This is a genomic window from Streptomyces sp. NBC_00876, from assembly GCF_045207435.1.
Lineage (GTDB): Bacteria > Actinomycetota > Actinomycetes > Streptomycetales > Streptomycetaceae > Streptomyces.
On record NZ_CP108800.1, the window covers coordinates 4,605,008 to 4,620,533 of the forward strand.

17 protein-coding genes are annotated in these 15,526 nt (G+C 70.7%); 8 read left to right on the top strand and 9 right to left on the bottom strand.

Annotated elements, in window-relative coordinates:
• Positions 1-122: 122 nt before the first annotated feature.
• Genes OG782_RS20075 through OG782_RS20085 form a run of 3 tightly spaced genes read right to left on the bottom strand, consistent with a single transcriptional unit; the run spans position 123 to position 1,811 of the window.
• On the bottom strand, positions 123-695 hold the full coding sequence (locus tag OG782_RS20075) for a PASTA domain-containing protein (RefSeq protein WP_406452855.1): 573 nt from the start codon (positions 693-695) through the stop codon (positions 123-125).
• Entirely contained in the window at positions 692-1,240 is a 549-nt protein-coding gene (locus tag OG782_RS20080; RefSeq protein ID WP_093548562.1) for a SigE family RNA polymerase sigma factor, read from the bottom strand. Before OG782_RS20080 ends, OG782_RS20075 begins: the two co-directional genes overlap by 4 nt.
• 31 nt (positions 1,241-1,271) lie before the next feature.
• Complete coding sequence (locus OG782_RS20085) at positions 1,272-1,811, bottom strand: hypothetical protein (RefSeq protein ID WP_266738324.1); 540 nt, start codon at positions 1,809-1,811, stop codon at positions 1,272-1,274.
• A 105-nt stretch (positions 1,812-1,916) separates the two neighbouring features.
• On the opposite strand from OG782_RS20085, the gene OG782_RS20090 reads away from it, so the two are divergent.
• Positions 1,917-2,570 carry a hypothetical protein gene (locus OG782_RS20090; RefSeq protein ID WP_406452858.1) on the top strand — a complete coding sequence of 218 codons (654 nt, stop codon included), beginning with the start codon at positions 1,917-1,919 and terminating at the stop codon, positions 2,568-2,570.
• 85 nt (positions 2,571-2,655) lie between these two features.
• A complete protein-coding gene (locus OG782_RS20095; RefSeq protein WP_406459167.1) occupies positions 2,656-3,387 on the top strand; it encodes a transposase in 732 nt (243 codons plus the stop codon).
• Positions 3,388-3,456: 69 nt separating this feature from the next.
• Here the strand turns inward: OG782_RS20095 and OG782_RS20100 are convergent, their stop codons facing one another.
• Positions 3,457-3,888 (bottom strand): VOC family protein, encoded by a 432-nt coding sequence (locus OG782_RS20100; RefSeq protein ID WP_266646419.1) that lies wholly within the window; start codon positions 3,886-3,888, stop codon positions 3,457-3,459.
• Between the two features lie 305 nt (positions 3,889-4,193).
• On the opposite strand from OG782_RS20100, the gene OG782_RS20105 reads away from it, so the two are divergent.
• Positions 4,194-4,982 carry a tetratricopeptide repeat protein gene (locus OG782_RS20105; RefSeq protein ID WP_406452860.1) on the top strand — a complete coding sequence of 263 codons (789 nt, stop codon included), beginning with the start codon at positions 4,194-4,196 and terminating at the stop codon, positions 4,980-4,982.
• A 719-nt stretch (positions 4,983-5,701) separates the two neighbouring features.
• Here the strand turns inward: OG782_RS20105 and OG782_RS20110 are convergent.
• A complete protein-coding gene (locus tag OG782_RS20110; protein ID WP_406452862.1) occupies positions 5,702-6,499 on the bottom strand; it encodes an alpha/beta fold hydrolase in 798 nt (265 codons plus the stop codon).
• 87 nt (positions 6,500-6,586) lie between these two features.
• Between OG782_RS20110 and OG782_RS20115 the strand changes: the two genes are divergently transcribed.
• On the top strand, positions 6,587-7,162 hold the full coding sequence (locus tag OG782_RS20115; RefSeq protein ID WP_406452864.1) for a TetR/AcrR family transcriptional regulator: 576 nt from the start codon (positions 6,587-6,589) through the stop codon (positions 7,160-7,162).
• A gap of 295 nt (positions 7,163-7,457) precedes the next feature.
• Here OG782_RS20115 and OG782_RS20120 read toward each other — a convergent pair whose 3' ends face one another.
• On the bottom strand, positions 7,458-8,678 hold the full coding sequence (locus OG782_RS20120; RefSeq protein ID WP_406452866.1) for a sensor histidine kinase: 1,221 nt from the start codon (positions 8,676-8,678) through the stop codon (positions 7,458-7,460).
• Positions 8,675-9,331 carry a response regulator transcription factor gene (locus OG782_RS20125; RefSeq protein WP_331740267.1) on the bottom strand — a complete coding sequence of 219 codons (657 nt, stop codon included), beginning with the start codon at positions 9,329-9,331 and terminating at the stop codon, positions 8,675-8,677. Before OG782_RS20125 ends, OG782_RS20120 begins: the two co-directional genes overlap by 4 nt.
• Positions 9,332-9,516: 185 nt before the next feature.
• On the opposite strand from OG782_RS20125, the gene OG782_RS20130 reads away from it, so the two are divergent.
• Genes OG782_RS20130 through OG782_RS20145 form a run of 4 tightly spaced genes read left to right on the top strand, consistent with a single transcriptional unit; the run spans position 9,517 to position 13,095 of the window.
• Positions 9,517-10,050: a hypothetical protein gene (locus OG782_RS20130; RefSeq protein ID WP_406452868.1), complete on the top strand. Its 534-nt coding sequence runs from the start codon at positions 9,517-9,519 to the stop codon at positions 10,048-10,050.
• A gap of 2 nt (positions 10,051-10,052) precedes the next feature.
• Entirely contained in the window at positions 10,053-11,180 is a 1,128-nt protein-coding gene (locus OG782_RS20135; RefSeq protein WP_406452870.1) for a peptidoglycan-binding protein, read from the top strand.
• On the top strand, positions 11,177-11,905 hold the full coding sequence (locus OG782_RS20140) for an ABC transporter ATP-binding protein (RefSeq protein ID WP_406452872.1): 729 nt from the start codon (positions 11,177-11,179) through the stop codon (positions 11,903-11,905). Before OG782_RS20135 ends, OG782_RS20140 begins: the two co-directional genes overlap by 4 nt.
• Positions 11,902-13,095, top strand: coding sequence for an ABC transporter permease (locus OG782_RS20145; protein WP_406452874.1), 1,194 nt, complete (start codon positions 11,902-11,904; stop codon positions 13,093-13,095). The genes OG782_RS20140 and OG782_RS20145 overlap by 4 nt, the downstream gene beginning before the upstream one ends.
• 207 nt (positions 13,096-13,302) lie before the next feature.
• Here the strand turns inward: OG782_RS20145 and OG782_RS20150 are convergent, their stop codons facing one another.
• Together OG782_RS20150 and OG782_RS20155 are read right to left on the bottom strand one after the other, a co-directional pair.
• Positions 13,303-14,733: a sensor histidine kinase gene (locus OG782_RS20150; RefSeq protein ID WP_406452876.1), complete on the bottom strand. Its 1,431-nt coding sequence runs from the start codon at positions 14,731-14,733 to the stop codon at positions 13,303-13,305.
• On the bottom strand, positions 14,730-15,461 hold the full coding sequence (locus OG782_RS20155) for a response regulator transcription factor (RefSeq protein WP_406452878.1): 732 nt from the start codon (positions 15,459-15,461) through the stop codon (positions 14,730-14,732). Before OG782_RS20155 ends, OG782_RS20150 begins: the two co-directional genes overlap by 4 nt.
• Between the last annotated feature and the right edge of the window lie 65 nt (positions 15,462-15,526).

Here is a 15,526-nt window from a genome sequence, read left to right on the forward strand (position 1 = left end):
AGCTGCGCGGCTGACGGCATCGGAGCCCGCCACCCGCAGCCGTTCCCCCGCTCCGGGTGGCTCCCCTGCCCGGCAGGACGGGGCGCCGTCCTGCCGGTGCGCGGGCCGAAGGGCCCGGTCGCTCAGGTTCTGCCGGGTTTGCCCGTCGAGACCAGCAGGAGGACGGACGAGCCCGGTGCCACCGGTTCTGCGCCGCCCCGGGGGTCACTGCTGATCACCTGCCCGGCGGGAGCGTTCCAGTCCGTGTGCCGCATGATCGTGCAGCTCAGTCCGAGTCCGCGCAGCAGGCTTCCGGCCTGTTCGACCGGCATGCCGGCCAGGTCCGGCAGCGCGATGCCCGCTCCCGCGGTCTGCTCCTGCTCCTGTGTCGGAGTCGCATCGGCGCTTCCGCTCTTGGGGGTGCCGGTGGCGAGCGGGGTGCACGCCCCGTTCGCCCGTGTGGACAGGGACGGGGAGGCGCCGGGCGGCACGGGCTTCAGCGCGAAGAACCCCACCGTGGCGCACGCCAGCACGCAGCACGCCGCAGCGGTGCCGAGGAGCGCCCGGCGGGTGCGGCTGCGGCTGACGACTCGCTCGATCGCGGCCGCGTCGACGACCGGCGCCGTCGGCCCGTCGGCGAAGGAGGCCACCGCGGCACGCAGCTCGGCTTCGAGGCCCGGCTCGAACGGGGCGGGTCCGGACGACGTGTTCCTCACTTCGTACCTCCGAAAGCGGCCGACGGGGTGTGCGGCGCCTGGGCGCCCGATACGGAATCGCGCAGCTTGGCCAGGCCGCGGGCGAGCTGGGACCTCACCGCACTCGAAGAGATGTCCAGGATGCCGGCGACCTGCCCGGCGTCCAGATCGTGCAGGTAGTACAGGACCACCACGCTGCGCATGCCCATCGGCAGCCCGAGCAGTGCCTCGATCAGTTCCGCGCGCAGATCCACCTGCCCGAACCGGTCCCGGGGGTCGGCCGTCTCGGGCACCCCCGACAGCCCGGGGCGCTCGCCCAGGCGCGACAGCCGCCGCCAGCGGTCGTTGGCCAGGTTGACCAGCACTTTGCGCACGTACGCCTCCGGCGAGTCCGCCACCTCGACCTTCCGCCAGTGTCGGCACGCCCGCTCCAGCGCCTCCTGCACCAGATCCTCGGCCACGTGCACGTCACCGGTCAGCGCATACGCGGTGCGGAACAACGCTCCCGACCGCTGTGCGACGAACTCCGTGAATCCGTTGCCCGGACCGCTCCTGCGAAACCTCACCCGCCGACCTCCTCTCCTCGTCCCGTCCCGATCACTGCCCCCATGACGGCGGAACGGGGCCGGGTGCTGCACCGAGCCGCCGGCAGTGACGTGAATCACAGCTGGGACGGAAGGGTGTCCCAGGACCTCGCGCCGCTGCCGCCCGGGGTGGGGGCGGGGCCCGGCGTCCCGCGCGGGCGGACGCGACGCCGCTCTCGACCTCGGCGAGTTCGCCCCCGCCGGCCCCGTCCTGCGGGTCATCCCCGGCGGCCGGGACAACCGGCCCGGGTCGGCAGGGTAACGGCCGGCCGTCGCCTTCGCCGTGCTCTCGGAGCCACTCGGCGACATCGTGCACCTCGTGCACCCGGCGCCCGGTGACTTCCTCGTGCAGGTCCATGTCCTCGGTGTCGAGGGCGATCAGGATCGCGGTGCCGCGCAGGGCGGAGGCGACGTTCAGCAGGTCCTCGTCGCGGTAGTCCTGCATCCGCCAGCCGAGATCGCCCATCCGCTCGACCAGCAGCCGCAGGCCGCCCGCGGCTGCCACGGCCTGGCGGGCGAGAGCGGCAAGCTCGGCGTTCCGGTCCTCAGCCACACCTCCAGCGTGCGCCCGTTCTGGCCGGGCCTCCCCCGGCAGCGAAGATCATTCCTTAGCGCTAACCGCTGTACCGCTGCTACTCGCGACCGGCTTTGGGGGCGCTTGTGCCACCAGGGGACGATCACCCCGGCGAGCATCGCCGCACTGCCGCGACTGGCGGACATCGCGAAAACCGAGAACGCCGGGGACTGGGCGCTCGATCTGGCCGGAGCCATAGCAGGTGGCCTCCTTCAACCACACGGCGCCGACGAAGAAGTCGCCCGCCGTGCGGCGACCTTGGCCGAGCTTCGCGCCCTGGCCGCGGCCCGGCTGCGGCCAGGCCTGACCGGGAAGATCTACCTGAGCCGGTTGCGGACCATGCTCGCGTTCGACGGCCAGCCCTTGTGGTTCGAGGCCCTGGACGACTTCACCGATTACTTCGTCACTGTCGCATGTCCGCACTGCGACGCACCGGTGACGATCGCAATCGGCGACTACGGCTGCTACTCCTCGATCCGCGACTGGAATCTGGGGGATGTCCACCAGGTCCCGCTCCGGCCGGCCACCCCGGACGAGCTGACCGGCACCGGGAGGATGTTGCACGAGACGGCCGTACGGGATGGCCAGCAACGGCTCGCCTGGGGGCTACCGCACCTGTTCGGCCAGGCGGAATGCCCAGGATGCGGAAGCGTCTTCGGCATCGCAGACGAATACGCGGCCACCCACGCACCCGCTCCATGGGACTTCGCCCGAGGCCACATCAAGGACGCTCTCTGATGACCACCGGCAGGGCCCTCCAAATCGAACAGTGAGCTCGTACCCGGTGTCCCGACTTGACGGCTCAGCGCCGTGAGGTGTCTGGATAGCCCCGTTTACCGGGCTGCGCCCGCCCGTCTTCAGCAAGTTGGTGACCGCGCTGCGTCGTGAGGGTGCCGACTCCCCGGGCCGGGGCCGGCCGTGGAAGCTGTCGCTGGAGGACCGGGTGCTGCTGGTCGCCGCGTACTGGCGAACGAACTTGACGATGCGGCAACTGGCCCCGCTGTTCGGGGTGTCGAAGTCGGCCGCAGACCGAGTGATCGGCGGCATCGGCCCGAGGCTCGCGCTGCATCCCCGCCAGCGGTTCGCCAAGGACGCGGTGCTGATCGTGGACGGCACCCTGGTGCCCACCCGGGACCACAGGGTCGCCGAGCAGTCGAAGAACTACCGCTACTCCACCAACCACCAGGTAGTCATCGACGCCGACACCCGCCTGGTCGTGGTGGTCGGCCTGCCGCTGCCGGGCAATCGCAACGACTGCCGGGCCTGGGCGGAGTCCGGCGCCAAGGCCGCCGTCGGCAACACGATGACCATCGCCGATGGCGGCTACCCAGGAACCGGGCTCCTGATGCCGCACCGCCGCCGCAAGGGAGAGGATCTCCCCGACTGGAAACAGGCCCACAACAAGTCCCACAAGAAGGTCCGCGCCCGCGTCGAGCATGCCTTCGCCCGTATGAAGACCTGGAAGATCCTGCGCGACTGCCGCCTGAGAGGCGACGGCGTGCGCCACGCAATGCACGGCGTCGCCCGCCTACACAACCTCGCCCTCACGGGATAACCCCCGCCGCATGCGGACCTGAGAGGGTCCAGGTAAGACAGCTCCCCACCTCGCAGTCTCGGAGGAGACTCAGTCGAGGCAGAACTCGTTGCCCTCGATGTCCTGCATCGTGATGCACGACTCGTTGACGCCATCGGCGCGCTGCGTCAGCACGTGCTTCGCGCCGAGCGCCATCAGCCGTGCGCATTCAGCCTCGAGTGTGGCCAGGCGCTCGTCACCCACGAGCCCGGCGCCGGCCCGCACACAGAGATGCACCCGGTTCTTGACGACCTTGCCTTCGGGAACTCGCTGGAAGAGCAGGCGCGGGGCCACACCCGAGGGATCAGTACACGCGAAGTAGATCTCGTCCTCGGGCGGCAGCGAGCGGTGGTACTCCTCCCACGTGGCAAAACCCTCCGGGACCGCCGGTACGACGTACCCCAGCACCTCACACCAGAAGGCGGCGAGGCGCGCAGGTTCAGCGCAGTCGAAGGTCACTTGAAACTGCTTGATCGCTGACATCGGCGCACCCTACCAAGGGGGCTCTGCTGCACTTTCCCCAGGTGGATCCCCATGCCGTCGAGATGTCGACCCAACCCCGCCGAAACCTGGCCCGGATCGGACATCAGGTAATCAAATCGAACAGGTCACGCGAACGACGCAACCCTGGCGCGTAGCTGCGTGCCGAAGACCAGTTACGGGACAGCCCTTAGGAAGCAGGGGCTGTCGACCATTTCCCCTTCTCTTCGCATGACAGCCTGTGCAGCATCCGTATGCTCCCGGGCATGAGATTCTTCCGGCCGCGCGGCCGAGCTGACGCCCGACGTATGTCGGGAACACCTGTGGATGAGGCCAATGCCCTTTACGAAAGCGGGCGTTACGCCGAGGCGGAGGCTGAAGCCCGTGCCGTGGCCCGGTCGCGGCCGCGGGGCGACGAGTACGCAGCGGTGGCGCTGAACATCGCCGCGCTCGCTACGGGCGCCCAGGGCCGCCATGCCGAGGCGCTCGCCACCTACGACGAGGCGCTGGTCACCTTCAGCAGGATATTCGGAGCCGATCACTGGCTGACCCTGAAGCTGCGCTCGGACCGCGCCCAGCAGATGACCTCGCTCGGACGGCATGCCGAGTGCGAGGCGGAATGTGCGGCCGTCGCCGAGGCCGCGGGCCGCGGTACCGGACCGGAGATGTCACTCCTGGCTTCGGCCGCCCGTAATGGGCTGGTCTTCGCCCTCAATGGGCAGGGGCGTCACCAGGAGGCCGAGGTACTCGCGCGCGAGGCCCTGGCCGGCCATCCCGAACGTGACCGGGTGTCCCTCGTCCTGCGACTCGGCCTGGCTCGCAGCCTCAACGGCCAGGCCCGCTACGAAGACGCCCTCACCGAGGCGCAGGGCGCGGACAGGCAGTACCGCGCTCTGCCCGAATCCCAGCGCCACCCGGATACGGGTGCTGTCGAACTGGCCCTTGCTGCCGCCCTGTCGGGGTTGGGGCGCGCTCTCGACGCCCGGCGCCAGGCTGCGGCCGCTCACGATGCCTGCCTGGCGTCATTCGGCCGAGACCACCGCCGCACCGTCGAAGCCCGGACACTCCTTGAGCACCTGGACGGCACTCGACCCTAAGCGTAGGGTCCCCCGCCTTCGGCCTCATGGAGATGGTGACGGCCGATCGGCGCCGGCTTCATCCGGTCAGCGAGATGGTCCGGACGACGCCCCCTGAGCCCCAGGGTCGGCAGAAGTGCGTTTGTAGTGACATTCGTAGGGATAGGGGTCGCCCCCGTCCGCGTAGACAGTCCCATCCAGCCGCAACTTCCCATCCTCCAGATAGAAATGCAGAAACTGGGGGTCGTTGTGATGGTCGAAATTGAGTACCAGATAGGGCGACAGGCCTGGATCTTTGTTGACTCCATGCCATATTCCGTCGGATGAACGGCGTGTGACCTGTGAGTCCGGCACGGGGCCGTCCCACTGGACCGGAAACTCCTTGCTGGAGAAGGTGTAGTCGTCGCGTAGTCGAAGCATCGGCGATCCGCATTCCCCTTCCCCGTCCCATCGGCCGACCAGTTGGGAGTGAGTCACGGCCTTCGGAGTGGCGACGGGTTTCTCCGCTCCGCACGAGGACGGGGTGAGTGCCGTCGCGGTGGCGGCCGCGAGGCTTGCGCCGATGCGAAGTATTTCGGATCTCACGTTGTCTGCTTCCGGCCGTGCGGGAGATGGCGCCCAGTATGCCGGTCGGTGATCCGAGAGGGCGGCCTGGGCGGATTGAGCTCTTCCGTGAGGCGGTGCACGGGACGTGTTCACCGGCAACTTCGCGGCCGGGGTGGGTTGTTCACGTTCCGCCCTCACACGGTCGCGAGGAACTCCGCCACCGCCTGTGCGAAGCCCTTCGGGTCCTGGAGCTGGACGAAGTGGTCCGTCTCCAGGGTGACGAGTGAGGTGTGCGGGCGCAGCGACGCCATCGCGGCGGCCTGCTCGGCCGGGAGTGCCTGGCTGGTGCGGCCGTTGATCACCAGTGCGGGGCAGTCACTTGCAAGCCACTGTGCCCAGTGGTCGCCGTGCACCTGACCCTCGGAGTCGAGTGTTTCCTGCGGGTGGAACGGCAGCCGCCAGCCGTCGCCGTCCGGGAGCGGGCGCAGCGAGGGTCCCACCCTCGGTCCCAACGGGCCGCAGGCGGCGATCAGTTCCTCGCGGGTGGGTGCCGTGTACGGGAAGCCCGCGAGGAAGGCCAGTGGGCCCGGGTCCTGGTGCGGCAGGTCGACCGGGGCGTCGGTGTTGACGAGCGCGGCGACCGAGGCCGGCCGGGCTGCGGCGAGGTGCAGGGCGTTGATGCCGCCGAGCGAATGTCCGAGGGCGACGACCGGGCCGGTGTCCAGGTGGTCGAGCAGGGCTGCCAGATCGGAGACGTACCCCTCGCGGCTGTAGTCGTCCGCGCGGTCGGAGTCGCCGTGGCCGCGCTGGTCGGGGGCGATGACCCGCCATTCGGGGCCGAGTCCGGCGGCCAGGCCGTCGAATGAGGCGCCCTCGGAGAGGTGGCCGTGCAGGGCGAGGAGCGGGCGGCCGGTGGTGGGGCCGTGGTCGAGGTAGGAGAGGCGGCGGCCGCCGATGGTCAGTTCGCTGCGGACTGCGGTGCGCTGAGTCATGGCAGTGACTGTACGCATGTGTAGATCGGTCGCGCAATACGTTTGTATAGATCGCTTGCCCAAGTTCCGTGGACGTACGATCCCGGGATGGGAAACCGCGAGGATCTGCTGGCCGGGGCGAGGCGCTGCCTGGAGGAGAAGGGCTATCTCCGCACCACCGTGCGCGACATCGCCACCGCTTCCCGGGTCTCGATGGCGGCGATCGGCTACCACTTCGGCTCCCGTGAGGCCCTGCTCAACCAGGCGCTGTTCGCGGCCATCGACGAGTGGGGCCAGGCGTTCGGGGCGGATGCGGGGGAGGGGGGCGGTTCGGCCGCCGAGCGGTACGCGGACATGTGGACGCGGGAGATCGCCTCGTACCGCACCGACCGCTGGCTCTGGATCGCCTCGGTCGAGGCCTTCGTCCACGCGCAGAGCTCTCCGGAGCTGCTGGCTCTCCTGGCCGAGGGCCAGCGCGAGGGCCGCCGGGGGGTGGCGGCGCAGCTGACCGGGGTACCGGAGGCGGAGGTCGACGAGGCGGATGTGCGGGGGCTCGGGTCGGTGCAGCTCGCGCTGATGAGCGGCGTGATGATCCAGTGGCTGACCGACCCGGAGCAGGCCCCGGACGCGGCAGAGATCGCGGCGGGACTGCGGGCGCTGGCGGGGCGGCTGGAGGGGGCGTAGCCGTTTGCGCTTCCTTCGAACTGCGTGGTGCTGGGTTCATCTTCAAAGGAGAGAACGCCATGCACGGCACCGCTGAAGACCGAACTCTGCTACCTGAACACCGCGCGGAGATCGCGGAGCTCTGTGCGTTCCTGGACCGGACCCCGCAGGCGATGGAGCCCGCACTGCTACGGGGTCCGGACGGCTCCACCGGAACGTTGCCGCCCGAGGTCCCGAGGCGCTGATGATGGTCGTCCGCGCCTTGTCGGACGGCAAGGCGGCCGGCGGAGATCAGATGTTCCGAAGCGTTGGATTCTCAGAGGCCGGACTCTGCGGGGCCTGTTCCATTTGTGGCGGGCAGTTCGACTCGGACGGTGAGGCCGCCGCCGTGGCGTGGGGTGGCGGTGAGCTCGCCGTGGTGGGTCAGGGTGATCGCCCGGACCACGGCCAGTCCCAGCCCGGTGCCGTCGCTGCGGTGTTCCCGGCCGCGCTGGAACGGTTCGAAGAGGGCGGGGATCTCGTCCGGGTCCAGTGCCGGGCCGGTGTTGCCGACTTCGATGAAGGCAAGGCCGCCGAGGGTGCCGGTGGTCACCGTCGCCGTGCCGTCGTGGTGGTTGTGCCGCACAGCGTTGGTCAGCAGGTTCAGTGCGACCTGCCGGAGCAGTGAGGGGTCGCCCGTGACCGGGGCGGGCCTGGGGTCGGCGATGATCCGGATGCCTGCCGTCCGGGCCTCGTCGGCCAGGTCCGCCAAGGCGTCCCTGGCGGCGTCCTTGAGGTCGACCGGTTGCGGTGTCAGCTGTGCGCTCTCGCCATGTGCCAGTGTCAGCAGTGCCGCGATCAGGCGTTCGCTGCGGGCGGTGGCGTCCAGCGCCCGCTGGAAGGCGGGTCTCAGATCGGCCGGAACCCGGCCCTGGGCCAGGGGGATCTCCAGGGCGGTGCGCTGGAGGGTGAGCGGGGTGCGCAGTTCGTGTGAGGCGTGGGCGGTGAAGCTGCGCTGGGCGGTGAAGCTGCGGTCCAGGCGGTCGAGCATGGTGTCGAAGGTGTCGCCGAGTTCGCGGACCTCGTCGTGCGGGCCGGTCAGGCCGAGCCGTTCGTCCAGGGTGCTGCCGGTACTGATGCGCCGGGCCGCCGCGGTGACCTGGCTGAGGCGGTGCAGTGAGCGGCTGCTGCCCCACCAGGCGAGTAGTCCGGCGAGTGCGGTGAAGACGGCGAGCAGGAGCAGGGACCGCAGCAGCAGGTCGCTGAGGACGGTGTGCTGGAAGTCCTCGAAGTGCTGGGCGGGAGTGGTGATTGAGGCGGGGATCGAGGGGCTTTGCGGGGTGGCGGTGGGGGTCGGCGCGGTCCGGGCGGGAGCCAGCACGCTCTCGGGTTCGATGCGGTGGCGGTTGTCTTTCAGGAGTTGGCGGGTGCTCAGCCAGTTCAGCAGGAGCAGCCCGCTGCCCAGGACTGCGAAGACCGTCGTGGTCATCAGGGTGAGGCGGCCGCGCAGGGGCAGCTCGTGCGGCGAGAGGCGGCGACCGGTCCGGCCTCGGGTCACAGCCGGTACCCGTAGCCGGGGTCGTTGGTGATCAGTGGCGGTTCGCCGAGCTTGCGGCGCAGCGAGTGGACGGTGACCCGGACGGCGGTGGTGGCCGGGTCCAGTGCCGCGTCCCACAGGCTGTCCCGCAGCTGCTCGGTGGGGATAGGGGCGCCGTCCGCGGCCAGCAGTAGTTCCAGCACTCCGAGCTCCTTGGGTGTCAGCTTCAGTGGCCGGCCGTCGCGTTCGGCGACCCTGCGCACGGTGTCCAGGCTGACGCCGTGCCTGCTCAGTACGGTGGGGCTGCTGCCGGCAGGGGAGCGGCGGCCCAGCGCGCGCAGCCGGGCGATCAGTTCCAGGTACGAGAAGGGTTTGGCCAGGTAGTCGTCGGCGCCCTGACCGAGGCCGTCGACCAGGTCGGCGAGGGCGCCGGCAGCGGTGAGCATCAGGATTCTGGCCGGATAGCCGGCTGTGTTCAGGGCCCGGCAGACGGCATCCCCGCTCAGCTTGGGCAGGTGCCGGTCAAGGAGCAGGACGTCGTAGTCGGCGGCGGCCGTCATTTCGAGCGCGCGGGCGCCGTCGTGGGCGACGTCGCAGACCATGCCTTCGGCACGCAGGCCCTCGGCGAGCATCGCGGCCAGGTCCACCTCGTCCTCGACGATCAGCACTCGCATTCTGCTCCACTCCCCTCGCCGCGCCCTGCGCTGTCCTGCCCCGCACCGGCCTGTCCTGGCCCTTCTTGGTCAACGATGCCTCGGCGGGCGTTAGCCGGTGGTTAGGCACGCACTCACCGGTGCGTAACCCGCCGGTCCGTAGAAATGCCGAGGTCGATGCCGACATCCAGCAGGGAGACCACGAAATGCGTATCAAGACCATACGAACCGCACTGGCGGCGACCGTCGTGACCGCGGCGCTGGTGATGACCGGCTGCTCCTCCGGCGACGCGGCGCCCAGCCTGGCCGGGGGCGACGGCACGGGAAAGAGCAAGCCGCAGGACGACGACGCGGTCCGGCGGGCCTGGGTGGACTGCATGCACAAGCAGGGGCAGACCAGCGTCGAGCAGGACGAGGACGGCAACATCACCTTCCCCGCCACCGGAATCGATGTCGACAGTCCCGGCTCGGCCAACGGCCTCGACGCGGCGAGCAAGGCCTGCGACGCCAAGGTCCCCGGCATCCACCAGGTCCAGCAGAAGGGCAACGAGAAGTTCGTGGAGCAAGGGCGCGCCTTCGTCGCGTGCGCGCGGAAGCACGGCTACGCGGACATCCCCGACCCCGACCCCAAGACCGGCATCCTCGTATTCCCGGCGAGATCGCTCAACACCGCCAAATGGGACGCCATCCAGCCGGCCTGCGGCAAGCTCCCGATGCCCGGCTACTCGATCGGTCAGTGATCATGAGCCGCACTGTTGAGACCACCGCCCCCGACGGCACCTCGCCCGCCCCCGCGCGAAAGAAGAGCCGTAGGGCCGTCGTCGCGCTCGTCCTGGTCGCCGCGCTCGGCGGCTCGGGTGCGCTCGCCGCGATCCGCCCCTGGGAGCGGCACGGAACCGTCTCCGCGCAGCCGCCCGTCAGCCACGGCACCGTCGCGGTGCAGAAGGGCTCGCTGTCCACCGGCATCCAGGTAGGCGGCGCACTCAGCTTCACCACGCCGACTCCCGTCATCACCTCCGGCCACGGAACGCTCACTGCCCTGCCGCCCGTCGGCGCCGTCGTCAAGGCGGGAGCGAAGTTGTACGAGGTCGACGGACGGCCCGTGGTGCTGCTCACCGGGGACCGGCCGATGTGGCGCGACCTCGGCCCCGGAATCAGTGACGGACCCGACGTCGAACAGCTCAAACGCAACCTGATCAAGCTCGGTCATGCCGACGGACTCGGCCTGACGGCCGACCAGAAGTTCACCCCTGCCACCGTCACCGCCGTCAAGCGCTGGCAGAAGGCCCTCGGTGAGAAGCAGGCGGGAACGGTCACGCTCGGCAGCGTCGTCATGCTGCCACAGGCGGCCGTGCGAGTGCAGCAGCTCGGCGCGCAGCTCGGCTCGGCCCTCGGGGCCACCGCGGTCATGACCGTGTCCGGCACCGACCTGGTCGCCACCGCGCAGCCCGCCGACAACCAGCTCTCCCAGTTCAAGCCCAACGGCCGGGTGACGGTGAAGCTGGCCGACGGCAGCACCATCGACGGACGCATCCGCTCACTGGTCCACGGCGGTTCCGGCGACGGCGGGGACAACGGCTCAGACGGCGCGGACAAGACCACCGTCACCATCGCGCTGGACCACCAGCGGCAGGCCAAGCAGGCCGGGCCCTCCTCCGTGACCGTCACCGTCGTCGGCGAGACCGTCAGCGACGCGCTCATCGTCCCCGTCACCGCGCTGCTCGCGCTGGACGGCGGCGGCTACGGAGTCCAGGCCGTCAGCGGCGCCACCACCCGGCTCGTCAGAATCCAGCTGGGACTGGTCGCCGACGCCAAGGCGCAGATCACCGGGGACGTCAAAGCCGGCGACCAGGTGGTGATTCCGAAGTGACGCCCTCTCAGCCACCGCGCAGGGAGCCCGTGCTGGAGCTCTCCGGCATCACCAAGGAGTACCCGGGATCACCGCCGCTGCGCATCCTGCACGGCATCGACCTCACCGTCGAAACCGGAGAACTCCTCGCCGTCGTCGGCCCCTCCGGCTCCGGCAAGTCCACCCTCCTCGCGCTGCTCGGCTCCCTCGACCGGCCCACTACAGGAAAGCTGCACTTCGAAGGACGCGACCTGTCCGCGCTCTCCGACCCCGAACTGGCCGCCCTGCGCGCCCACCGGATCGGCTTCGTCTTCCAGCAGTTCTTCCTGCTGTCCGGGCTCACCACGGTCGAGAACGTCGCCACCGGCCTCCTCTACAGCGGTGCCCCCGCCCCGCTCCGGCGCTCCAGAGCTGTCGAAGCCCTGCGCGAGGTGGGCCTCGGACACCGGCTCCGCCACCACCCCGACCAGCTCTCCGGTGGCGAGAAGCAGCGCGTCGCCATCGCCCGCGCCCTCGTCGGCCGCCCCGCTCTGCTGCTCGCCGACGAACCCACCGGGGCCCTGGACAGCGTCTCCGGCACCGCCGTCGTCGAGCTGCTGCGCACCCTGAACGCCAACGGCACCACGGTCGTCGTCATCACCCACGACCGCGAGCTGGCCGCCTCCTTCCCCCGGCGAATCGCCCTCCACGACGGCCGCATCGACCTCGACGAACGCGGCCCGCACCCCGCAGGAGCTGTCCGATGACACCACCCCTGCGACGCACCCGGCTACGTCCGACGGACACGCTGCGCCTCGGCATGATCGGACCACGCACCCGCAAGATGCGCTCCGCCCTGTCCGCGCTCGGCATCTCCCTGGGCATCGCCGCCGTGATCGCCGTGACCGGGATCTCCGCCTCCAACCAGGCGCACCTGCTGGAGCGCCTGGACCGGCTCGGCTCCAACCTGATCACCGTCGCCCCCGGCAACGGCGCCGACCAGAAGCCGGTGCCGCTGCCGCCCACGGCCGAGAAGATGCTCGCCAACATCGCCCCCGTGCAACAGGTCACCGCGACCGGGGCCACCAAAGCCCAGGTCTACCGCAACGACCTGGTCCCACCGCAGCAGACCAACAGCCTCACCGTGCTGGCCGCCCGGCTCAACCTGCTCGACGTCCTGCACGCCACCCTGCAGAGCGGGCACTGGCTGGACAGGGCGAGCGAGAACCTCCCGGTGACCGTGCTCGGCGACCAGGCCGCACTCCGGCTCGGCGTGACCGCGCCGGGCGAGCGGGTCTGGCTGGGCGGACAGTGGTTCGTCGTCACCGGAATCCTGGCCCCGAACGAGCTCGCACCCGAGCTCGGCACCGCCGCCCTGGTCGGCTGGCCCGAGGCCACCGCCCACCTGGGCGCGGACGGCACCGCCGCCATGGTCTACCTCAGGGCCTACCCGGAACGCGTCCCTGACGTACAGACCGTTGCCGGAGCCACCGCCGATCCCGCCAACCCGAGCACGGTCGCCGTCAGCCGCCCTTCCGACCTGTACACGGCACGGGCCGAGACCAAGAACTCCCTCACCGGACTCGTCCTCGCCCTCGCCGCGGTCGCCCTGCTCGTGGGCGGCGTCGGCATCGCCAACACCATGGTGGTGGGAGTGATGGAACGCCGCGGCGAGGTCGGACTGCGCCGCGCGCTGGGCGCCCGAGGCGGCCAGATCGCCGTCCAGTTCCTCATCGAAGCCGTACTGATGGGCCTCATCGGAGGAGTCGGCGGGCTGTTCGTCGGCGGCCTCGCGGTCTACGGCTACGCCCTCGCGCAGGGCTGGCCCGCCTCCATCCCGCTCTATACGGTCGTCGCCGGCCCCCTGGTATCAGTACTGGTGGCGGCCGTCGCCGGAATCTACCCGGCACTGCGCGCAGCCAGGGTGTCCCCGACAGACGCCCTGCGCTCGGCCTGACCAACGGCGCCGGAGCCACCGAGGTCGCGGACCGGGCCCGACTACGCGGACAGCGACCGCCACCTCAGCCTCACTGGTCACAGGGATTCCCTTCCGAGAGTATCCGTCCGCACCGCGGGCCAGGTCTCCGGGCGGGGCCCCGGCGTACGCGGTGAGCTGGCCGACCACGTAGTCGGCGGACGCCCGACCTCGGCAACTGGCCGGTGTTCACCCCTGTGGAGCCTCCGGCGGCGGCTGCGGTGCTCCCGGCAGGCGGATGGCCGCCTCCGTGCCGCCGCCCGGGGCCGGGCGCAGCTCGATCGTGCCGCCGGCCTGCTGGACCGTACGCGCGACGATCGACAGGCCCAGGCCGGAGCCCGGGAGCTGGCGGGCGGACGGGGAGCGCCAGAAGCGTTCGAAGACATGGGGGAGTTCGTCGGCGGGGATGCCGGGGCCGTGGTCGCGGACCGTCAGTTCGCCCCGGTGCAGGACCACGTCGATCGTGCCGCCGTGTGGGCTGAACTTCACCGCGTTGTCCAGGACGTTGACGACCGCGCGCTCCAGGGCGGCCGGTTCGGCCCGTACGTACCAGGGGGCCAGGTCCGCAGTGATGGTCAGCTCGGGGCCGCGCAGGCGGGCGCGCTCCAGGGCGGTGCGGGTGATGTCGTGCAGGGCCACCACCTGGAGCGGGCCGGGGTCCGGCGCGTCCGGGCGGGCCAGCTCCTGGAGGTCGCCGATGAGCGAGGCCAGCTCCGTCATCTGCGCCTTCACCGAGGTCATCAGCGCCTTGCGGTCGTCCGGCGGGATGGCCCGGCCGGTCTCGTCGCTGCGGGCGAGGAGTTCGACGTTGGTGCGGAGTGAGGTGAGAGGGGTGCGGAGTTCGTGGCCGGCGTCCGCGATGAGCTGGGCCTGGCGGTCGCGGGAGGTGGCGAGCGAGGCGGCCATCGAGTTGAACGAGCGGGAGAGCCGCGCGATCTCGTCCTCGCCCTCGACCGGGATGCGGACCGTCAGGTCCTCGGTACGGGCCACGTGCTCGACGGCCTCGGTGAGCTCGTCGACGGGGCGCAGACCGGAACGGGCCACCCAGAGACCGGCGGCGCCGGCGCCGATGACGCCGATGCCGGAGACGATCAGGAGGACCCAGGCGAGAGTGGAGAGGGGCTTGTCCACCTCGCTCGCGGGGCGGGCGACGGAGACGGCCAGGTCCGTGGGCGGCAGCCCCGTGCCCGGCTGGACCGCCTTCACCGGATAGGTGTAGACGCGCATCTTCACGCCGTCTTTGTCGTCCGCCGAATGCAGAACGCTGCGCGCCTCGTGGTTGACCACGGCGAGGTCCACCGCGCTCACCATGATCTCCGCCGAATCAGGGTTGATGCAGACCTCGCCCTGGGCGTCGATGAGCTGGACGGTGAGGCCGGAGTCGCTGCTCGGCGGAAGTGTGGTGGCCCTCTTGCAGTACGCGTACAGCTTGTTGAGGTAGTCCACGTCGACCGTGGTGTTGCGCAGGGTCTCGTCCCGCTGGTGCTCCAGCTGTGCCTTCGTCACGAACCAGCAGGCGCCCGCCACCGCCGCCACCGCGACTGCCACCGCCGTCGCGACCAGCAGCGCCAGCCGGGAGCGGAGCGGCAGGGCGCGGATGCGGTGCAGGGGGCCCGTCATCCGTCCCCACCGCCCGCCCGCAGCGCGTAGCCCACACCCCGCACCGTGTGGACCAGGCGCGGTTCGCCGCCGGCCTCCGTCTTGCGGCGCAGGTACATCACGTACACGTCCAGCGAGTTGGAGCTCGGCTCGAAGTCGAAGCCCCACACCGCCTTGAGGATCTGCTCGCGGGTCAGGACCTGGCGCGGGTGCGCCAGGAACATCTCCAGCAGGGTGAACTCGGTACGGGTCAGCTCCACGCGGCGGGTGCCGCGCGTGACCTCGCGGGTGGCGAGGTCCATGCGCAGGTCGGCGAAGGACAGCACGTTGTCGTCGGGGACGGGACCGCCCGCCCTGGCCGCGTACGAGCTGCGGCGCAGCAGGGCCCGGATGCGGGCGAAGAGCTCGTCCAGTTCGAAGGGCTTGACCAGGTAGTCGTCGGCGCCCGCGTCGAGCCCGGTGACGCGGTCGCCGACCGTGTCGCGCGCGGTCAGCATCAGGATGGGCGTGGTGGTGCCCGTGGAACGGATGCGGCGGGCGGCGGTCAGTCCGTCCATGCGCGGCATCTGGATGTCGAGGACGATGAGGTCCGGGGCGTACGCGTCCGCCTTGGTGAGGGCGTCGAGACCGTCGACGGCGACCTCGGTGCCGTACCCCTCGAACGCGAGACTGCGCTGGAGGGCCTCACGCACGGCGGGCTCGTCGTCGACGATCAGGATGCGCTGCGGATCGTCTTCGGCGGGGCTCATCGCTGCTTCGTCCTCTTCTCGTTCCGTGCGGGGGCGGGAGCCACGTTCCTTCGCGGCCCCGGGCT